The following is a 19,389-nucleotide window of genomic DNA, read 5'->3' as shown; positions in this document are numbered from 1 at the left end:
AAATTAGCGTGGATTTATCTCAGTGTGGAAAGCGTGCGCTGGGCATTTTTACAGCGTTCAGCATCCAGCTGCCGCATCAGCTGTTGAGCCTCAACGCGCCATCTGCCCAGCAGCGCCTTGCGTCCGCTCAGGCCCAGATCGCGGCAGATGTCGCCCAGCGGCCTGCGCTGGATAATGGCGTGCCAGAGCGCCAGCTCGCTGCTTTCGCCAGCCAGCAGCAGACGCCCCAGCGCCGGCAGGCTAACCTCGAAAGGCCGATGGGCAAAAGCAAAACCAGCCAGCGCCAGCCAGTCCGCCTCATTCAACGACGGCTGACTTGCGATTGCCAGCGGAATCGGCTCATCAATTAACGGCTGCAGCCAGAAAAGATCGCGCGCCAGCTGCTGCTCCGCCTGCTGGCTCAGCAGCTCCCCAGCCTCGCTCAACGGCAGAATAGCCATTACGCTATAGCAGCCGCTGCTCGCCTCGCGCTGCGTAGCGATACGCGCCAGGGTAAAACCGCAGCGCTGCCAAAAGTGCCACAGCTCCTCAGTAAAACCAAAACTCACTGAAAGATAGTCCAGCCCCTGCGCCTGCTGGCGGGCAAACTCAACCATTCGGCTGCCCACCTGCTGCCGTCGCAGGCCCGGCGCAACGGCAATACGGCTGATGCGCTGCGATCGCAGCTGTGCGGCCTGCGGAAAACCGGCATGAGCGGCCAGAGACTGCGCGACCAGATTGCCACGCGGACGCCGCAGCCCGGCCCATACCTGCCAGGCCAGCGCAGCGGTAAGCCCTCCTTCCGCCACCAGCCATGCCGCTCCGCAGACCTCTCTGCAAGCGCTTTCCGCAGCAATAAATTGTTGCCCTGGCGCATCCATCAGGCGGCGTAAATCAAGCGGCGTGGTGCGATAATGCGCGCTGGTTAACAGCCGATAGAGCGCCAGCAGACGCGGCCCATCCTGCTGTTCACACCCGGCGATCGTTAATCCCTTATCTGTCGCGCTGTGCGTCGTGCCTTGCGCCTCATCCAGCAGCAGCGCAGCATTGACCAGGCTTTCCAGCGGATCGCCCTGACGCCAGCGTAGCGGCTCATCCAGCTGATAAAAACGCGCCTGCGGCAATGCGGCGCAGAATTTCAGCAAAAAGCCGCGTCCGGTGCCTTCATAGCCCTGTACGGTGGTGGTTAATAATACGCGCGGAAAGCGCGTTATCAGACGCTGCAGCAACGGTGCCGGAATAGCCGCCGCCTCGTCAATAATCAGCCAGTCAGCCTGCTGCGGCTCCGCGCTGGCCAGCAGCGCATCGGGTGCGATAAAGGCGAAACGTTCACCGGCAAAACGGGCCAGCACCTCTGTCGAGACTTTCGCTGGCGCGGTAACCAGACAACGTCCCGGCCAACGCTGCATCAGCATGCCAGCCAGCGCCGACTTCCCGCGTCCTCGGGCGGCAGTCAACACAGAGATGCCGGGCGGCGCCTGCAAAAGGTGGCTGAGCAGCCGCTGCTGCTGCTCTAACCCGGCGGGCTGCCACGAAGATAGCGATAAAGAGGTTGGCATGCGGCAGGGCTGATGCTGCTGATGCAGCAACACCTGTTGATCCGCATAAAGCTGGCGCTGTAAATGATGAATAAAATGGGGCGTGGCAATGGGTATGTCGCTTTCGCTCCAGCGTAGCGAGTCGCTGTCAGGATGCAGGGACCACGTCTTCCAGGCCGGCGTCAGCAGCAGCAGCCAGCTCCCGGCGCTGAGCGTGCCCGCCAGCGCAGCAAAGGATTCACTGTGAAATCCCTGACGGGCATCAAAGATGGCATGGCGGAATTCTTGCCCTAAAAGATTGCGCAGCGCTGAAGGCGCAACGCTGTTGGGCAACTGCGGATCGTCACTAAGAAAAAGCCAGTCTCCCGCCAGCGCCTGTTGCCATTGCTGCGCCTGCTCGTCACACCAGTCAGGATCGCCAGCAAGCACCGCCAGCCGCCGAATGCCGGTACGCTGCATCTCAGCGGTAACGGATAACAGCATCTTTATTTAGCGGCGGCGAACGTATCGCATCGGCCCGGATTGCCAGAATCAAAGCCTTGTTTAAACCAGCTGTAACGCTGTTCCGAGGTGCCGTGGGTAAAGCTGTCCGGGGTGACGCGTCCCTGGCTCTGCTGCTGGAGCCGATCGTCGCCAATCGCTTCGGCCGCATTCAGCGCTTCCTGCAGGTCGCCCGGCTCCAGAATCTGCTGCTGCTGCATATAGTGGCCCCAGACGCCTGCAAAGCAATCCGCCTGTAGCTCCAGTTTCACCGACAGCTGATTCACCTGGCTTTGTGAGGCGCCCTGCTGCATCTGGCGTACTTTCGGTTCAATACCCAACAGTTTCTGCACGTGATGACCTACCTCATGCGCAATAACATAGCCCTGCGCGAAGTCGCCCCCGGCACCCAGCTTGTTTTTCAGTTCATCATAAAAAGAGAGATCGATATAAACGGTGCTATCCGCCGGGCAATAAAACGGGCCCATCACCGATTGTCCGGTGCCACAGCCGGTACGCGTAGCGTTGCGGTACATAACCAGATGCGGCGGCTGATACTCTTTGCCCATCTGGGTAAAGAGTTTTTGCCAGGTATCTTCCGTTGTGGCGAGGATCACCGAGGTAAACTTTGCCGCTTCATCATCCTGCGGACTGATACGCTGCGTTTGGCTTTGCTGAGTAACCGACCCGCCGCCGGTAAGCAATGGGGACAAATCATAGCCGTAATAACTGGCAATTATCACCACCACCAGCAGGATAACCCCGCCTTTACCACGCGGAATGCGCATGCGTCCGAAGCCCACGGTGGGAGACTGATTCCGACGATCTTCTACATTGTCGCTTTCGCGACGCCCTTGCCAACGCATGACTTTCCCCTGTTACTGATTCCTGGCGAATACGGCAAATTCTAGTCGCGACGGCGCTGAATAACCAGCAGGCGGCACGCGGAATGGAAGGGTAACGGAAAAAGCGGAGGGGAACAATGTTGGGGAACCAGGCCGACGGCACATGCGCGTCGGCCACGGGCAGGAAGTTTAGTCGAGCTTAACGCCCAGACGCTGTGCCACTTCTTCGTAAGCTTCGATCACGCCGCCCAGGCTCTGGCGAAAGCGATCTTTATCCATTTTGTTCATGGTCTGCTTGTCCCACAGGCGGGCGCCGTCTGGTGAAAATTCATCGCCCAGCGTGACTTCGCCTTTGTAGAGACCGAACTCCAGCTTGAAGTCCACCAGGATCAGACCGGCATCGTCAAACAGTTTGCTGAGCACCTCGTTAGCCTTGTAGGTCAGCTCACGCATGCGCACCAGATTCTCTTTATTTACCCAGCCAAAAGTCTCGCAGTAGGATTCGTTGACCATCGGATCGTGTTTGGCATCATCTTTCAAAAACAGATCGAACAGCGGGGGATTGAGGACGATCCCCTCCTCCACGCCCAAACGTTTCACCAGCGAACCTGCCGCGCGGTTACGGATAACGCATTCAACCGGCACCATCTCCAGTTTTTTTACCAGCGCTTCGTTATCTGAGAGCAGCGCTTCCATCTGGGTTGGAATGCCCGCCTCTTCCAGCTTACGCATGATGAAATAGTTAAACTTGTTGTTTACCATTCCTTTGCGATCAAACTGTTCAATACGTGCGCCGTCTCCTGCTGACGTATCATTGCGGAATTCGAGTACCAACAGATCCGGGTTTTCGGTGCTGTAAACGGTTTTCGCTTTGCCGCGATACAACTCAGCTAGCTTTTGCATCTTGATAAACTCCAAACTGGGAAAAGTGTGAATGGTCATAACCACACGACGCAATCGTTTACGTCGTGGCGCGACATTATGCCAAAATTCAATAAAAAAGGCCGGAGTTTTCCGGCCTTTTTTTTACTGGCTCAGGGCTGCCTGAAAGACCGCCACCAGCGCGTCGTTTTGCGACTGCGTCAGTACGTGGCCTTTCGGATCGATAAACTGCAGACTGCTGCGGTTATCGAGGTCGCCGACCTGCAGCTTATAATCGCCGTTCGGCAACTGCGGATCTTTAGCACCGATTTCATCCCAGGTGCTGTCGCCCGGCGCGTTATAGGTAACCGCCATGCTGCCCTGCGAACGGTTGCTGTCGGTCACTTCCATGCCGATACGCTTCAACGCCGCCGGCAAACGCTGCCAGGTGACATTAAACGGCGCACGCAGAATCAGGTTCGGCAAGCCGGTATCATCCGCGCCGCTCTGCACATCAATCTGTGCGGCGCTGCGGTTAGCTGCAGCATCCTGTGCGGCAGTATCCATCTTATCCAGACCGGTGCTGATGTCGTTCAGCATCTGCGCGGTATAACGCTGGATCTGCGTTGGCGAAGTAATATCTTTACCCGCCTGCTGCAGCTGCAGCAGTTTTACGGTCAGCGCCTGCTGATACCCTTGCTGCTGCACACTGATCTGATAGCGGCCACGGTACTGGTTGTCTTCATCCGCACGGTTCCACTCCACCCAGTCGGTGGTCAGTTGCTGGCTGGCATCCTGACGCGCGGCGATCGGGAAGTGGTAAGACTGCACCACATTGACCACCTGTGACCAGATTGAACCGCTGCGGCTGTTCTCCATCATCAACACGCCGGTATTACCGCTAAACTGCGCACGTGCGCCGTTCATCAGCGCCAGCGGCTGAGCGGGCGGACGAATGTCCAACTGTTTGCCCATCGCGCCGTTCGCGTTGGCGCGCGGCACGTCGTAATCTCCATTTTGCAGCGGCAGAATCATTCCTGCCGGCGCGCGTAAATCCTGCAGCTCAGCCGCCTGCAGGTATGTTTCATCTCCGCTGACCTGACGCTTATAGCGCTGATCGTTGGAACATCCTGCCAGCAGCATCACCGTGGATAGCCCAACGATAGTCGCAACCGTGGACTTTTTTACTGAATAAGCCATTAACTCTCCCTAAATTACAGCAGACCCGCATTTTTCAGCGCCTGCTCCACAACCGGACACGCCGCCGCGGATAACGGAACCATTGGCAGGCGCAGGGTATCGGTCGCGATTAATCCCAGTTTTTTCGCGGCCCATTTCACCGGAACAGGATTAGATTCAACAAACAATTTCTGATGCAGATGCATCAGGCGCTGGTTTAGATGACGCGCCTCGGCGAAGTTGCCTTCGCGCGCCAGCCGACACAGTTCAACCATTTCACGTGCGGCGATATTTGCCGTAACGGAAATCACACCGTGGCCGCCCAGCTGCATAAAGTCCAGTGCGGTAGCGTCATCGCCGCTAACCAGCACGAACTCATCATCAACCAGCTCTTGGATCTGGCTGACGCGGGATAAGTTCCCGGTTGCCTCTTTGATCCCGATAATATTTTTGATTTTCGCCAGGCGCGCCACCGTTTCAGGCAGCATATCGCAACCGGTGCGCGAGGGTACGTTATACAGCATTTGTGGCAGATCGGTACTTTCTGCGATCGCTTTAAAGTGCTGATACAGCCCTTCCTGCGTTGGGCGGTTGTAATAAGGCGTTACGGTAAGACAGCCGATAACGCCACTATTTTCAAAGCGTTTGGTCAGAGAGATGCCTTCTGCGGTAGCATTCGCGCCGGTTCCGGCAATCACCGGAATACGACCGTCGGCCAGGTCAAGCGTCATCATCACCACATCGCCGTGCTCATCATGGCTAAGCGTCGCGGATTCGCCGGTGGTTCCCACAGAAACGATGGCGGATGTTCCGCTCTCGACATGATAATCAATCAGTTTTTTCAGGCTCGCACGGCAGACATTACCTTTGTCATCCATTGGCGTAACGAGCGCAACAATACTTCCCGTGAACATTGGCCATCCCCTCGACAAACAAGTACTTCATGGTACGTTTGACCGGCGGGGAAAAGCAAGCGACCAGGGGCCGGGAGCGCTTGGCAGAGGGTATTTTTTATGTTTACCTACGGGTTATTACCATTACTTATCAGCTTACCCCACAGGAAAAGTTATTTTGCCGCAAACACCGCAACACTTTTTAGTTATTACGGCGTTGGGCGTCGATCGTCCTGGGATCGTCAATGCCATTACTCGTCACGTCAGCAGCTGCGGCTGTAATATCGAAGACAGCCGCCTGGCCATGCTGGGTGAAGAGTTTACCTTTATCATGCTGCTTTCCGGCAGTTGGAACGCGATTACCTTAATTGAGTCTACGCTGCCGCTGAAAGGTGCCGAGATGGAGCTGCTGATTGTAATGAAGCGCACCAATGCCAGCCGCCGACCGCCGATGCCGGAAACCGTTTGGGTGCAGGTGGAAGTCAACGACTCGCCGCATATTATCGAACGCTTTACCGATCTCTTTGATTCACACCAGATGAATATCGCAGAACTGGTTTCGCGCACTCAGTTAACGCAAGAACATCAGCCACCCTTGCTCTATATTCAAATTACGGCTCACAGCCCGGCGCACCGGGACGCGACATTAATCGAGCAGGCGTTTCACGCCCTATGTACAGAACTTCATGCGCAAGGCACTATTAGCGTGGTCAATTATCCGCAGCATGATGAAAAAATGGAGATGAGTGATGAATCCACTGAAAGCCGGTGATATCGCACCGAAATTTAGTTTGCCCGATCAGGACGGCGAACAAGTAAATTTAACCGACTTCCAGGGACAGCGCGTTTTGGTCTATTTCTATCCCAAAGCGATGACGCCCGGTTGCACCATTCAGGCGTGCGGCCTGCGTGACAATATGGATGAATTTAAAAAAGCGGGCGTAGAGGTTTTGGGTATCAGTACCGATAAGCCGGAAAAGCTGTCTCGTTTCGCCGAAAAAGAGCTGTTAAATTTTACGCTGCTCTCGGATGAAAACCATGAAGTCAGCCAACAGTTTGGCGTCTGGGGAGAGAAAACCTTTATGGGGAAAACCTACGACGGCATTCACCGCATCAGCTTTTTGATTGATGCCAACGGCTATGTTGAGAAGGTTTTCGATGATTTTAAAACCAGCAATCACTACGATATTGTGATGGCATATCTGAAATCAGTCTGAGAAAACGCGTGGCGTCAACGACGCCACACAACCTTACTGAAACTCACCGCCTGAAGTATCCTCAGGCCAGGCATGGACCACCGCTTTGATAAGCGTCGCCAGCGGAATGGCAAAAAACACGCCCCAGAAGCCCCACAGCCCGCCGAAAATCACCACCGCAAGAATAATCACCAGCGGATGTAAATTTACCGCTTCGGAGAAGAGCACCGGCACCAGCACGTTGCCATCCAGCGCCTGGATAACCAGATAGACAATGATCATCGTCCAGAAATCGCTGCCCAGCCCCCACTGAAAAAGCCCCACGCAGATCACCGGCAGGGTAACCGCCAGCGCACCGATATAAGGGATCAGCACCGACAGCCCAACCAATACCGCCAGCAGCAGCGCGTAATTCAGCCCCAGCACCAGAAAAGCGATCCAGGTCGCGACACCGACCACCACCATTTCCAGCACTTTGCCGCGAATATAGTTGGTGATCTGCTGATTCATCTCGCTCCAGACCTGCCCCGCCAGACCGCGATTGCGCGGCAGCACACGGCGCACCGCATTCAGCATCTGCTGCTTATCCTTTAGCAGGAAAAAGAGCATTAGCGGCACCAGCACCAGATAGATTGCCAGCGTCATCAAGCCCACCAGCGAAGCCAGCGAATATTTCACTACTGACTCGCCAACGCCTGACAGTCGGCTTCGCAAATTCTCGATCACAATATCAACGATACCGGCATCGGCCAGCGCCGGAAACCGTGCCGGCAGTCCGGCAGAGAAGGTATAAAGCTTATTCAGCATATTCGGCATGTCACGCACTAAATGGATGCCCTGCTGCCAGGCAACCGGCGCGACCACCAGCACAAAAAGCAACAGAATGCCTACAAAGAACGCCAGCACAATGGTGGTGGCCCAGCTGCGGGAACAGCCCAGCCGCTCCAGACGCACTGTAGGCCACTCCAGCAGATAAGCCATTACCAGCGCCACCAGCAGCGGCGCCAGCAAGTCACTGAAAAAAAACAGGATAAAAAAAGCTGCCAGCAATATTACCAGCAGGGCAATCGCCTCCGGATCGCTAAAGCGACGGCGATACCATTGAATCAAAAGAGCCAGCACGGCGTATCCTTCCCGTATCAACAAGGCTGACGATTGTACTGAAATGCGCGGCAGAAAACAGAACAACCTTAAGCGTTAGCTTTCATAGAGCGGCGTCTCGTTCTCTGATTGCGCCGCTGCGGCAATCACACGGTTTCTACCGCCGCGCTTAGCGCGATACAACGCCTCATCGGCGCGCCGGAAACAGGATGAAATCGCCTCGCGATCGGATAACCAGCAGCTGACCCCAATCGACAGCGTCACCTCACCAACCGGATCGATCGCCTGACGCTGCGTCGCCTGGCGTAAGCGTTCCGCCATCTTCATCGCCGTGTCATGATCGACTCCCGGCAGGATCATTAAAAACTCTTCACCGCCGCTGCGGCAGGCTACGTCCGTTTGCCGTGCATAGCTTTTCAGTTGTTGCGCCACCTGCTGGATAACCCGGTCGCCAGCACCATGTCCCCAGGTATCATTAACCTGCTTGAAATGATCGATGTCGAGCGCCAGCACGGCAAAAGGCTGGCGCGTGGTGGCAAGGTAGTCCAGCACCGCCTGCAGGCCACGGCGGTTAAGCAACTGCGTCAGCGGATCGGTTTGCGCCTCAGATTTCAGCTGGCCGATCTTGGTTTGCATTAGCCCGATACCGGAAAGCAGTGCCCGCTTGATTTGCGATGCTTCAAAATACCAGGAGCGGATACGGCTAATTTCCATGGCGGCATCCTGCTCATCCATTTGGCCCGCTTTACGCGCCAGCTGCCACAGCGGCATGGCGATCAGCCGCGCCAGCAGCCAGGCTGCTGCCAGGGTTATCAGCGCCAGCGGCAGCGAATGCTGTATGACCTGAAACAACAGGCTGCTAAGCGGTGCCAGCGTCACGCTGGTTTGCTTGAGCACCAGAATAGTCCAGTCGGAGTCCGGCACGTGCGCGTAGCCCGCCAGCATTGGCACGCCCCGCTCATCGGTAACTTCCTGATAGCCGCTGCTGGCATAGGCGATCGCATCCTGATGCAGCAGCGGCGCAATTTTCTTCCCAACCATCTGACCATTCTGGTGATAAAGCACGCGGTTATTGCGATCCAGCACATAAAGTTGCGTTCCGTCACGGTAAAACTGACTAAGCAGCAGTTCATGCAGAATGCTTTTACGCTTCAGGTAAATGGTGCCGCCAATGTACCCAAGGTAGCTGCCGGCCGCAGACCAAACCGGGCGGGAAACAAACACGATCAGGTTATTTGCCGCCGAAAGGCTGGGCTGCCCAATCAACGCGGTGCGCCGCGCCAGCGCTTCACGCGCGCTGTCGGTATGCAACTGCGTGCCCTTCAACGTCAACGACTCAGGTGAGATTGCGCGCACCCAACCGGCGGCATCAACAACCACCACCGAATTAAAGCTGTTGGTTTGCTGCCGAAGACGCTCAACCTCTTTCTGTAACAGCGCTTCATCATCAAAGCGCTCGCTAAGCTCGGTAGCGCTCCAGGCCAGCTGTGACTGAGCCTGCTGAAAAAACTGCCCGGTCGAGGCAGCCAGTTTGGCAGCATAAACCCGGTTCGCCTCCAGCGTATTAGTGATCAGTTGTTCACGCTGAACGCGCCAGGCGGCGTACAAGGAATTAGCAAGGGTAATAACGATACTGGCCACAGCCAGCAGGGTAATAAGCGTCCGCAAATCCGTTTTCGGCCTTGGCAGCCTTAACATGGATTCGCCTCCATTGTGTTTATCATTTCTTTTGCGCCTTGTGGTGCTTTTATTATCAATACTTATCGTGCTACAGGTGCCCTGGTGAGATGCACGTCTCAATTGTACATGGATTGAGCAGACAGAAAAACGACTCAGCGCAGTTTATTAAGATTTTTCTTAGTTTGGTAAGTAAGCCTGAGCAGCAGGAAAGGAATAAGCTGGGTGAAAATGCAAAAAATGACACCGCCACTGGCGGTGTCATTTTGGATAGCGCAACAGAGAGAGAAAAAGATATATAATCAGAGCATTAACAGCGCATAACCCTGATTTTGCAGCGTGGCAACGGTTGTCCCGCTGGAAATAGTATGGGTCACTGATTTATCAATCCACTCACGATCAATATGATGGAAGGCCACCGACTGATCGCAAACCGTGACTTTTACGCCCGCCTTTTCCAGCTCGCTGATCAACTTAAGATTGGGGTTATCGATACCGTAAGCTTTATGGAATTCTTCATTATTCAGCCCGGCAATCACGGCATCGCCGTTCATTGATACCACAAAGTTAAGCTTATTCAGCGGAATACCTGCCGCATAATAGAGGTTAACAACGCGCGCGACGCGCTCCAGGCCCAGGTGCGGATCCTTGATGTCACCGTCGTTTTTATTAAGCTGAAAGACGATCTTATTGCTGAGGTTAGCATCATTACGCGGATTATAAGCGGGCGTATCCACGTAATGAATTTTGCCATAGTTAGCGATAGCTGGCGTTGACCAGAAGCCTTCCGGCTCGCTTTTGCTGTTAGCGATATGGTTAGTGACTTTGTCATAGAGCTGTGGTGCCTGAAGCACATTACCGCCGACAAAACCGGCCAGAGCCGCCACGACGATATAAGTTACGGGACGCATAAAAAAGCACTCCTTTAAAAGAGGATGTTAGTCATAGAAAACTGAAAGTATTATATTTGCAGCAGAACCTTTTCCCGATTTTCAGGCGAACAAGCGCCCTTCGATAAGATAAGAAATATCTCATCCGAGAGACGCTCGCGATCTGTTACTGCGTTTTATTTGCCACATAATTTTATTGCTGAACCCTGCCGCTAAATAAACTCCCGCCCCGCCTGCGTCTGGCAGAGAAGCCAACAAAAAAACCTTAACTGCATAACGCATTTTTTTTGCTCTCCGATGAATATTCAGCGGCGCCAGGAGGGAATCTCCACCTCTATCTCTTAGCGGCCTTTTTTATCTATATCACAGAGTCTTAGCAGGGAAATACAGGTTACGCAGCGACATTATCGAAGTACTTTCAACAAGAAAAAATAACCCACAACAATCATCGTTGTTTTCTTTATTTTTCGTTAATTAATGCCATTTAATCCCCGGAACGGAGTCTTAAGAATTACCTTACAAGAAGCCCCCTCAAAGCGATCCGATACAAAACAGAAAACAAACAAAGAAAAACAGGCAATGGTGCGCTTTCTTTAATTATCCCTGGACCTTAATCTCATCCTTTTTTTTTGAAATAAACCTATCAACAAGACCATTCTAAAATCCACAGCAGAGACCGTTTTTAACCATACCATCAGTGTTATTAACGATTTTAAAAATCCCTCTACATTATCAACAGCTGATTTTCAGAAGATGCTTAATCAAATCTCATGCCACTTTCAGTTTCTCTGAATAAGTTTACACAACTTTGAACTTCCGCCGTGACCTGACTCACTGTTTTTCCCTTATGGCATCAGGCTTAAACAGCCATTTCATTATGCAGTTTACCTCGCTAAGATAACGCCCTGAGCGTGGCTGCTGCGCTGGTATATGAACTATCAGGACCGGGATCGGTCGAAACGTTACTCTTTGCCCTGGGGAAGATGTATGTTTAATCGCTTGAAGAAAACTGTGATCGCTTCACTCATGATCACGCTGCTGGCTGGCAACGTGCTTCCTTCCCAGGCCGACGTCGCTGATACGCTTCCCGATATTGGCACCACCGCAGGCGGTACGTTATCGATCAATCAGGAACTGCAAATGGGCGATTTTTACGTCCGCCAGCTGCGGGCCAGCGCACCGCTGATCAACGATCCCCTGCTTAACCAGTACATTAATCAGCTTGGCGTGCGGCTGGTCGCGCACGCCAATTCAGTGCGCACGCCTTTTTATTTCTACCTGATCCGCAATGATGAAATAAACGCCTTCGCCTTCTTTGGCGGTAACGTTGTGCTGCATTCAGCCCTGTTCCGTACCAGCGACAATGAAAGTCAGCTCGCCTCGGTATTAGCGCACGAAATTTCGCACGTGACTCAGCGTCATCTGGCGCGTGCGATGGAAGAGCAGCAGCGTAACGCCCCGCTCACCTGGGTGGGTGCGCTGGGTTCAATTCTGCTGGCAATGGCTAATCCACAGGCGGGTATGGCGGGTTTAGCCGGTACTCTGGCGGGTACGCGGCAGGGGGTGATCTCATTTACGCAGAACAACGAACAGGAAGCGGATCGGATCGGTATTCAGGTTTTGCAGCGTGCTGGTTTCGATCCGCAGGCGATGCCCAATTTTTTACAGAAGCTGGCGGATCAGTCCCGTTTCGCCTTTAAGCCGCCGGAAATTCTGCTGACGCACCCGCTGCCGGACAGCCGTCTGGCCGATGCCCGTAATCGGGCCAGCCAGATGCGTCCGGTAGTGGTGCAGTCTTCGCAGGATTACTACATGGCGAAAGCCCGCGCGCTGGGCATGTATGCTACCGGGCAGAATCAGCTGGGCGAAGATTTGCTGGAAGAGTGGTCGAAAGGCAATGCACGTCAGCAGCAGGCTGCGCAATACGGCAGAGCGCTGTTGTTCCTGGAAGCCAAAAGCTTTGCTAATGCAAAGAAGATTATCGAGCCGCTACTGGCAAAAGATCCTGGCAACGTCTGGTATCTGGATATCATGACCGATATTGATTTAGGCCTGAATCAGCCGCAAGCGGCAGTAAAGCGTCTGATGGCGCAGAAAGCCAGCAGTAACGACCCGGTGTTACAGCTTAACCTGGCGAATGCGCTCCTGGAGGCCAAACAGCCTGTGGCAGCCAGCCGCATCCTGAATCGCTATACCTGGGCGCATCCTGACGATACTAACGGTTGGGATCTGCTGGCGCAGGCGTCGGCGGCACAAAACCGACGTGATGAGGAGCTGTCGGCGCGTGCAGAGGGGCTGGCGTTAACCGGTCAGTTAGATCAGGCGATCACCACGCTGAGCAGCGCCAGCGCGCAGGTGACGCTGGGCAGTTTGACGCAGGCGCGCTATGACGCCCGTATCGATCAGCTGCGTCAGCTACAGCTGCGCTTCCGGCAATACCAAAAAGGGCGTTAATCACCCTACAGCGCCAGAATTTCCTTCACAAACGGAATAGTGAGCTTACGCTGGGCGCTAATGGAAGCCCGATCGAGACGATCCAGCGTGGTAAACAGCGTACGCATCTCACGATCCAGTCGCTTTAGCAGAAAACGCCCCACATCTTCCGGCAGCTCGAAACCTCGCAGGCTGGCGCGTAGCTGTAGCGCCTGCAACTTATCCTCATCCGAGAGCGGCTGTAATTTATAGATTTGGCCCCAGTCGAGGCGTGAAGCGAGATCTGGCAGCTTAAGATTAAGCTGGCGCGGCGGGCGATCGCCGGTGATCAGCAGACGCGTTTTTCCGGTTTCCAGAATGCGGTTATAGAGATCGAAGATCGCCATCTCCCACTCATCTTCTCCGGCAATGCATTCGATATTATCGATGCAAACCAGCGCAAGCTGTTCCATGCCATCCAGGACTTCCGGCACGAACCAGGTACGTTTATCAAGCGGAACATAGCCAACGGCATCGCCGCGCGTTGACATTTCAGCACAGGCGGCATGTAGCAGATGGCTGCGTCCGCCACCCTGGCGTGACCAGAAATAGAGATAACTGCCATGTTCCTGCGCTAAAGCGCCTTTCAGTGCAGCCAGCAGGGACGAATTTTCTCCCGGCCAGAAACTGGCGAAAGTTTCGTCATCCGGTAAATAGAGTGGCAGTGAAAGTTGTGCCGGCGTGTTCAGAAGCACCTCAAGCGTGAACGGGCTAAAAACCGCAGTAGTTTAACACATCTTTTCACATGAAATGAAATCGCAGCATTAGGCTGCCCCACAGCATTGCGGGCCGTCTCTGCGGTAAAAGAAAATGAAATTTCCTGATGTTGGCAATCAGTAAAATGTCTTACTCACTAAAAAATCTTTATTTTATTTGGCGGTTCATGCATTGAACTGAACGATAATGCCGGCGGTCTGGTCGCCTGCACCTGGTGGGGCGGACTGGAGGTGCAATATCTCTGGGTGAGTGATGATTATCACGCCCGTGGCTTTGGCCGTCAGCTGATGTTGTAGGCGGAAAAAGAGGCGAGAACGCGCGGCCAAACCACAGTAATCGAAACCCATTACTGGTTCGGTAAAGTTTACCTGACGCCACATAAATATATTAATCAGCAGAAACCCAGCGTGTTAATCACCGACGTTTCCAGTGACTTATTTAACCAGTCGGAGCTGGATATTATTTTTTTATGCTGCAGCGACTTTCCGTTAAGGAGATAGCCAAAATATATAATGCCAACCGTAAAACCATTCAAAAGCGTATTTATAACATCTATCAAAAAGCGGATGTACATTCTCTTGCTCAGTTAGAAGAATATTGTTTTCACGCACAGCTTGATAGTTATATTCCTTATCGCCTGCCTGAAAAAAGCATTCAGTTTATCTGAAACTCTCACGGCCCCTTTTCATGATAAAGGCCGTCTGGGTTCAGTGCTGACAGGTCTGATTATCGCTATCAGCCTGCTGGGCTGGTTTGGCATTCAGAATGCGATTTTTTCCAGGTCGCTGAATGAGAGCCGTGGCATCGGCAGCAGCGATAGAAAAGGCGCCCTGAGGCGCCTTTTCTGCTTGTGGATTTTACTCCGGCGATTTATCCGGCGCGTCCAGAATGACTTCTTCCGGGCGCAGCACGTTAATCACTTTAAAAATCAGGCTCAGCGCCACGCCAACTATCGTTGCCAGCGCCATACCTTTCAGTTCAGCCGCGCCGATATGTACCTTCGCCCCGCTAACGCCGATAATCAAAATCACCGAGGTCAGGATCAGGTTCTGCGCCTTGTTATAGTCCACTTTTGATTCAATCAGTACGCGAATACCGGATGCGCCGATTACGCCATACAGCAGTAGCGAAACCCCACCCATTACCGGCACCGGAATCGCCTGAATTGCCGCTGCCAGCTTGCCGATGCAGGAGAGCAGAATAGCGATAATCGCCGCGCCGCCGATAACCCAGGTACTGTACACGCGGGTAATTGCCATCACCCCGATATTCTCACCGTAAGTGGTGTTCGGCGTTGAGCCGAAAAAGCCGGAAATAATGGTTGAGAAACCGTTGGCGAACATTGAGCGATGCAGCCCTGGATCGCGAATCAGATCTTTTTTCACGATATTCGCCGTGACCACCAGATGCCCGATATGCTCGGCGATAACCACCAGCGCAGCCGGGATAATCGTCAGCATCGCATACCATTCGAAGCGCGGCGTATAAAAAGTCGGCAGCGCGAACCACGGAGCAGCCTCTACTCCGCTCCAGTCTACAATGCCCATCGCCCACGACAGCAGATAGCCTGCCAGTACGCCGATCAGAATTGGAATGATGGCGAGAAAACCGCGAAACAGCACCGAACCAAACACGGTGACCGCCAGCGTCACCAGCGAAATGGTTACCGCAGTGCTATCGACCGTCGCGCCGCTGGCAGGTAGCAGGCCGGCCATATTTGCTGCAACACCCGCCAGCTCAAGCCCGATAACGGCGACAATCGCGCCCATCGCTGCCGGAGGAAACATCACATCCAGCCAGCCGGTGCCGGCTTTTTTCACAATCAGCGCCACCAGACAAAACAGCACGCCGCACAGGATAAAACCGCCCAGCGCCACCTCATAACCAAGCGGCAGCAGTAGCAGCACCGGCGAGATAAAAGCAAAGCTGGAGCCTAAGTAGGCGGGAATTTTTCCTTTACAGATAAAGAGATAGAGCAAGGTACCGACGCCGTTAAACAACAACACCGTAGCCGGATTGATATGAAACAGAACCGGCACCAGCACCGTAGCGCCAAACATCGCGAACAGATGCTGAAAACTGAGCGGTATCGTTTGCAGTAGCGGTGGGCGTTCGCTAACGCCAATCGCGCGACGAGTCATGGAGTATCCCTCTGGGCTGTTTTTTGGCAGAAAAAAGCCGACTCTGCGGTCGGCTGAATCGTTATTTGGTTCCGAAAATCTTATCGCCCGCGTCACCAAGACCGGGGATAATGTAGCCTTTCTCGTTCAGGCCGCGATCGATAGAGGCGGTATAGAGCTCAACGTCCGGGTGCGCTTTTTCCAGCGCGGCGATACCTTCCGGCGCAGCCACTAATACCAGCACCTTGATTGAGTTACAGCCCGCTTTTTTCAGCAGATCGATCGTCGCAATCATTGAGCCGCCGGTGGCCAGCATGGGATCGACTACCAACGCCATGCGCTCTTCGATGTTAGAAACCAGCTTCTGGAAATAAGGTACCGGCTCCAGCGTCTCTTCATCACGATAAACGCCTACCACGCTGATGCGCGCGCTTGGCACATGCTCCAGCACCCCTTCCATCATGCCGAGACCGGCACGCAGAATCGGGACAACGGTGATTTTCTTGCCTTTGATCTGGTCGATTTCTACCGGACCATTCCAGCCTTCAATGGTTACTTTCTCTGTTTCCAGATCGGCGGTGGCTTCGTAGGTCAGCAAACTCCCCACTTCAGATGCCAGTTCGCGAAAGCGCTTGGTGCTAATGTCTTGCTCACGCATCAGGCCCAGTTTATGTTTGACGAGCGGGTGTTTGACTTCCACGATCTTCATTGTTGTACTCCCGGAGTGTTGAGCGGAAAAAAAAATCGCCGGATTATACCGCCTTTTGCCTGCTGCGCCATATGCGATCGGGCAATAAACAGCAAAACCTCCGCGCTCTGTTAAGCATCATCTAAAATAAAGAATCTGCAACGCTGGTCTCGCAAACGTTTGCCTGCGCTGTTAGAATTGCGCCGCTTTAATTCAAACCGCAAAACCGCGTGGGGAAACCGCTTTGACCGACAAGACCTCTCTCAGCTATAAAGACGCCGGCGTTGATATTGATGCAGGCAACGCGTTAGTCGATCGTATTAAAGGCGTGGTGAAAAAGACCCGTCGTCCGGAAGTAATGGGTGGCCTCGGCGGTTTCGGCGCGCTTTGTGCGCTGCCGCAAAAATATCGCGAGCCGGTGCTGGTTTCCGGCACTGACGGCGTCGGCACCAAGCTGCGTCTGGCGATGGATCTGCAGCGCCACGACACCATCGGCATCGATCTGGTCGCCATGTGCGTTAACGATCTGGTGGTCCAGGGCGCTGAACCGCTGTTCTTCCTTGATTACTACGCCACCGGCAAGCTGGATGTCGATACCGCTTCCGCCGTTATCAGCGGGATCGCTGAAGGGTGTCTACAGTCGGGCTGCGCGCTGGTTGGCGGTGAAACCGCAGAGATGCCAGGCATGTACCACGGTGAAGATTACGATGTGGCAGGTTTTTGCGTCGGCGTGGTGGAAAAGTCAGAAATCATTGACGGCAGCAAAGTGCAGGATGGCGACGTGCTGATCGCCCTCGCTTCCAGCGGCCCGCACTCTAACGGCTACTCCCTGGTACGCAAAATTCTTGAAGTCAGCCAGACCGATCCGTTAAGCAAACAGCTCGACGGCAAGCCGCTGGCCGATCATCTGCTGGCACCGACGCGCATCTACGTTAAAAATATTCTTAACCTGATTGAGCAGATCGATGTGCATGCCATCGCCCACCTCACCGGTGGCGGCTTCTGGGAAAATATTCCGCGCGTGCTGCCGGAAAACACTCAGGCAGTGATTGATGAAGCCAGCTGGCAATGGCCGGCAGTCTTTAACTGGCTGCAGCAGGCGGGCAACGTCAGTCGTCATGAGATGTACCGCACCTTTAACTGCGGCGTCGGCATGGTGATTGCGGTAAGCGCTGCTGAAGCGGATAAAGCGGTTGAGCTGATGAACGCCGCAGGCGAACAGGCGTGGAAAATTGGCGTGATTAGCGCCTCTGACGCAGAAGAGCGTGTGGTTATCAAATGAAACGGCTGGTCGTGCTGATATCGGGTAACGGCAGTAATTTGCAGGCGATTCTCGATGCCTGTCAGCAGGGCCGGATCAACGCTCGCGTGGCGGCGGTTTTCAGTAATAAGGCCAACGCGTTTGGCCTTGAGCGCGCCCGCAGCGCGGGCGTTGCCGCCCATGCGCTTTCCGCATCCGCTTATGAAAGCCGTGAAGATTTTGATCGCCAGCTGATCCGCGAAATCGATGCATATGCGCCCGATCTGGTCGTGCTGGCGGGCTATATGCGTATCCTTAGCCCGGTTTTTGTCGCGCGCTATCAGGATCGACTGCTGAATATCCACCCTTCTCTGCTGCCAAAATATCCGGGCTTGCATACGCACCGCCAGGCCATCGCCAACGGCGACAGCGAACATGGTACTTCGGTGCATTTTGTTACTGACCAGCTGGACGGCGGCCCGGTGATTCTACAGGCCAGCGTGCCGGTGTTCAGCGGCGACAGCGAAGAAGAGGTCACCGCGCGCGTACAGCATCAAGAACATGCGATCTATCCGCTGGTAATTAACTGGTTCGTTGAGGGCCGCTTAGTGATGCGTGATAACACCGCCTGGCTTGATGGCAACCCACTTCCGCCCCAGGGCTACGCGGGCGATTAGTTTCTTGCGCCTTGCGTGCGTAAATCATCTTCCAGAGCCAGCCTGCTGGCTCTGTTCTTTTTCAGCCAAAACGCCCGGTTATATAATCCTCGGTGCGTCGCTGTCGTGGCGTGGTAAACAGCGTATCGGTATCAGCAAACTCCACCATCTTTCCCTGGTGCATAAAAGCGGTGTAGTCAGAGACGCGTGCCGCCTGCTGCATGTTATGCGTTACCAGAATCAGCGTGAAATGCTGCTTCAGCGTGGTCATTAGCTCTTCAATCACCAGCGTGGAGATCGGGTCCAGCGCAGACGTCGGCTCGTCCAGCAGCAGCACTTCCGGCTCAATAGCAATGGCGCGCGCAATCACCAGCCGCTGCTGCTGGCCGCTGGAGAGCGTCAGCGCATTTTGCCGCAGGCTATCCTTCACCTCAGGCCACAGCGCCGCAGCGCGCAGCGCCCGCTCCACCGCCTCGTTTAAAATACGTCGATCGCGCACGCCTTGCAGACGTAAACCGTAAACCACATTTTCATAAATCGATTTGGGGAACGGATTGGGTCGCTGAAAAACCATGCCGACGCGCCGCCGCAGCGCCGAGAGATCGCCGCCGCGCTCGAGGATATTACGCCGATCGAGCAGAACCTCGCCCTCAACGCGACAGTTATCAATCACATCGTTCATGCGGTTAAGGCAGCGCAGCAGCGTGGATTTACCACAGCCAGAAGGGCCAATAAGAGCGGTAATGCGATTTTTCGGGATCTGCAGGCTAACGGTATCCAGCGCCTGTTTGTCGCCATACCACAGCGAAAGATTATTGATGGTTAGCGCAGTGTCGATTTCAGCGGTCATGGTCCTC

The 19,389-nt window shown here is 54.4% G+C and carries 18 protein-coding genes and 2 pseudogenes; 8 read left to right on the top strand and 12 right to left on the bottom strand.

Annotated elements, in window-relative coordinates:
• Positions 1 to 14 precede the first annotated feature (14 nt).
• From ACQE32_RS01000 to dapA, 5 genes are all read right to left on the bottom strand, one after another.
• Positions 15 to 2,000: a tRNA(Met) cytidine acetyltransferase TmcA gene (locus tag ACQE32_RS01000; RefSeq protein WP_427021199.1), complete on the bottom strand. Its 1,986-nt coding sequence runs from the start codon at positions 1,998 to 2,000 to the stop codon at positions 15 to 17.
• Positions 2,001 to 2,002: 2 nt separating this feature from the next.
• Positions 2,003 to 2,863: a KPN_02809 family neutral zinc metallopeptidase gene (ypfJ, locus tag ACQE32_RS00995; protein WP_426971730.1), complete on the bottom strand. Its 861-nt coding sequence runs from the start codon at positions 2,861 to 2,863 to the stop codon at positions 2,003 to 2,005.
• 168 nt (positions 2,864 to 3,031) lie between these two features.
• Positions 3,032 to 3,745: a phosphoribosylaminoimidazolesuccinocarboxamide synthase gene (gene purC, locus ACQE32_RS00990; RefSeq protein WP_426971729.1), complete on the bottom strand. Its 714-nt coding sequence runs from the start codon at positions 3,743 to 3,745 to the stop codon at positions 3,032 to 3,034.
• A 123-nt stretch (positions 3,746 to 3,868) separates the two neighbouring features.
• On the bottom strand, positions 3,869 to 4,903 hold the full coding sequence (gene bamC, locus ACQE32_RS00985; RefSeq protein WP_085070822.1) for an outer membrane protein assembly factor BamC: 1,035 nt from the start codon (positions 4,901 to 4,903) through the stop codon (positions 3,869 to 3,871).
• 14 nt (positions 4,904 to 4,917) lie between these two features.
• Complete coding sequence (gene dapA, locus ACQE32_RS00980; protein ID WP_250650555.1) at positions 4,918 to 5,796, bottom strand: 4-hydroxy-tetrahydrodipicolinate synthase; 879 nt, start codon at positions 5,794 to 5,796, stop codon at positions 4,918 to 4,920.
• Positions 5,797 to 5,953: 157 nt separating this feature from the next.
• Between dapA and ACQE32_RS00975 the strand changes: the two genes are divergently transcribed.
• Both ACQE32_RS00975 and bcp read left to right on the top strand, forming a co-directional pair.
• A complete protein-coding gene (locus tag ACQE32_RS00975) occupies positions 5,954 to 6,547 on the top strand; it encodes a glycine cleavage system transcriptional repressor (RefSeq protein ID WP_085070818.1) in 594 nt (197 codons plus the stop codon).
• The gene (bcp, locus tag ACQE32_RS00970) at positions 6,525 to 6,992 is read left to right on the top strand and encodes a thioredoxin-dependent thiol peroxidase (protein WP_426971728.1); all 468 of its coding nucleotides are present in this window, start codon (positions 6,525 to 6,527) and stop codon (positions 6,990 to 6,992) included. The genes ACQE32_RS00975 and bcp overlap by 23 nt, the downstream gene beginning before the upstream one ends.
• A 33-nt stretch (positions 6,993 to 7,025) precedes the next feature.
• On the opposite strand, the gene ACQE32_RS00965 is transcribed toward bcp, so the two are convergent.
• Positions 7,026 to 8,093, bottom strand: coding sequence for an AI-2E family transporter (locus ACQE32_RS00965; RefSeq protein ID WP_426971727.1), 1,068 nt, complete (start codon positions 8,091 to 8,093; stop codon positions 7,026 to 7,028).
• A gap of 75 nt (positions 8,094 to 8,168) precedes the next feature.
• Entirely contained in the window at positions 8,169 to 9,770 is a 1,602-nt protein-coding gene (locus ACQE32_RS00960; protein ID WP_426971726.1) for a sensor domain-containing diguanylate cyclase, read from the bottom strand.
• 89 nt (positions 9,771 to 9,859) lie between these two features.
• On the opposite strand from ACQE32_RS00960, the gene ACQE32_RS00955 reads away from it, so the two are divergent.
• Entirely contained in the window at positions 9,860 to 10,051 is a 192-nt protein-coding gene (locus ACQE32_RS00955) for a hypothetical protein (RefSeq protein ID WP_426971725.1), read from the top strand.
• Here ACQE32_RS00955 and ACQE32_RS00950 read toward each other — a convergent pair whose 3' ends face one another.
• The gene (locus ACQE32_RS00950) at positions 10,052 to 10,660 is read right to left on the bottom strand and encodes a DsrE family protein (protein ID WP_085070808.1); all 609 of its coding nucleotides are present in this window, start codon (positions 10,658 to 10,660) and stop codon (positions 10,052 to 10,054) included.
• A 966-nt stretch (positions 10,661 to 11,626) separates the two neighbouring features.
• Between ACQE32_RS00950 and ACQE32_RS00945 the strand changes: the two genes are divergently transcribed.
• Positions 11,627 to 13,093, top strand: coding sequence for a M48 family metalloprotease (locus ACQE32_RS00945; RefSeq protein WP_426980686.1), 1,467 nt, complete (start codon positions 11,627 to 11,629; stop codon positions 13,091 to 13,093).
• Between the two features lie 5 nt (positions 13,094 to 13,098).
• Here the strand turns inward: ACQE32_RS00945 and hda are convergent, their stop codons facing one another.
• Positions 13,099 to 13,800, bottom strand: a complete 702-nt coding sequence (gene hda, locus ACQE32_RS00940) for a DnaA inactivator Hda (protein WP_237172496.1) — start codon at positions 13,798 to 13,800, stop codon at positions 13,099 to 13,101.
• A gap of 222 nt (positions 13,801 to 14,022) precedes the next feature.
• Here hda and ACQE32_RS00935 point away from each other — a divergent pair.
• Together ACQE32_RS00935 and ACQE32_RS00930 are read left to right on the top strand one after the other, a co-directional pair.
• A pseudogene (locus ACQE32_RS00935) lies at positions 14,023 to 14,121 on the top strand (GNAT family N-acetyltransferase); the annotation flags it as partial.
• Positions 14,122 to 14,127: 6 nt separating this feature from the next.
• A pseudogene (locus ACQE32_RS00930) lies at positions 14,128 to 14,495 on the top strand (helix-turn-helix transcriptional regulator); the annotation flags it as partial.
• A 190-nt stretch (positions 14,496 to 14,685) separates the two neighbouring features.
• Here ACQE32_RS00930 and uraA read toward each other — a convergent pair.
• The gene (uraA, locus tag ACQE32_RS00925; RefSeq protein ID WP_426971722.1) at positions 14,686 to 15,969 is read right to left on the bottom strand and encodes a uracil permease; all 1,284 of its coding nucleotides are present in this window, start codon (positions 15,967 to 15,969) and stop codon (positions 14,686 to 14,688) included.
• 61 nt (positions 15,970 to 16,030) lie between these two features.
• Positions 16,031 to 16,657, bottom strand: coding sequence for a uracil phosphoribosyltransferase (upp, locus tag ACQE32_RS00920; protein WP_085070795.1), 627 nt, complete (start codon positions 16,655 to 16,657; stop codon positions 16,031 to 16,033).
• Positions 16,658 to 16,880: 223 nt separating this feature from the next.
• Here upp and purM point away from each other — a divergent pair, with 223 nt between their 5' ends.
• A complete protein-coding gene (gene purM, locus ACQE32_RS00915) occupies positions 16,881 to 17,918 on the top strand; it encodes a phosphoribosylformylglycinamidine cyclo-ligase (RefSeq protein ID WP_250650563.1) in 1,038 nt (345 codons plus the stop codon).
• Positions 17,915 to 18,553, top strand: coding sequence for a phosphoribosylglycinamide formyltransferase (gene purN / locus ACQE32_RS00910; RefSeq protein ID WP_426971721.1), 639 nt, complete (start codon positions 17,915 to 17,917; stop codon positions 18,551 to 18,553). The genes purM and purN overlap by 4 nt, the downstream gene beginning before the upstream one ends.
• Before the next feature lie 61 nt (positions 18,554 to 18,614).
• Here purN and pstB read toward each other — a convergent pair whose 3' ends face one another.
• Positions 18,615 to 19,382: a phosphate ABC transporter ATP-binding protein PstB gene (gene pstB / locus ACQE32_RS00905; RefSeq protein WP_085070789.1), complete on the bottom strand. Its 768-nt coding sequence runs from the start codon at positions 19,380 to 19,382 to the stop codon at positions 18,615 to 18,617.
• Between the last annotated feature and the right edge of the window lie 7 nt (positions 19,383 to 19,389).

The organism is Pantoea sp. FN0302, from assembly GCF_050113775.1.
GTDB classification, from domain to species: Bacteria; Pseudomonadota; Gammaproteobacteria; order Enterobacterales; family Enterobacteriaceae; genus Mixta; species Mixta alhagi.
Note: the sequence above shows the minus strand (reverse complement) of the source record. Positions and strands in the feature narration are given on the sequence as shown.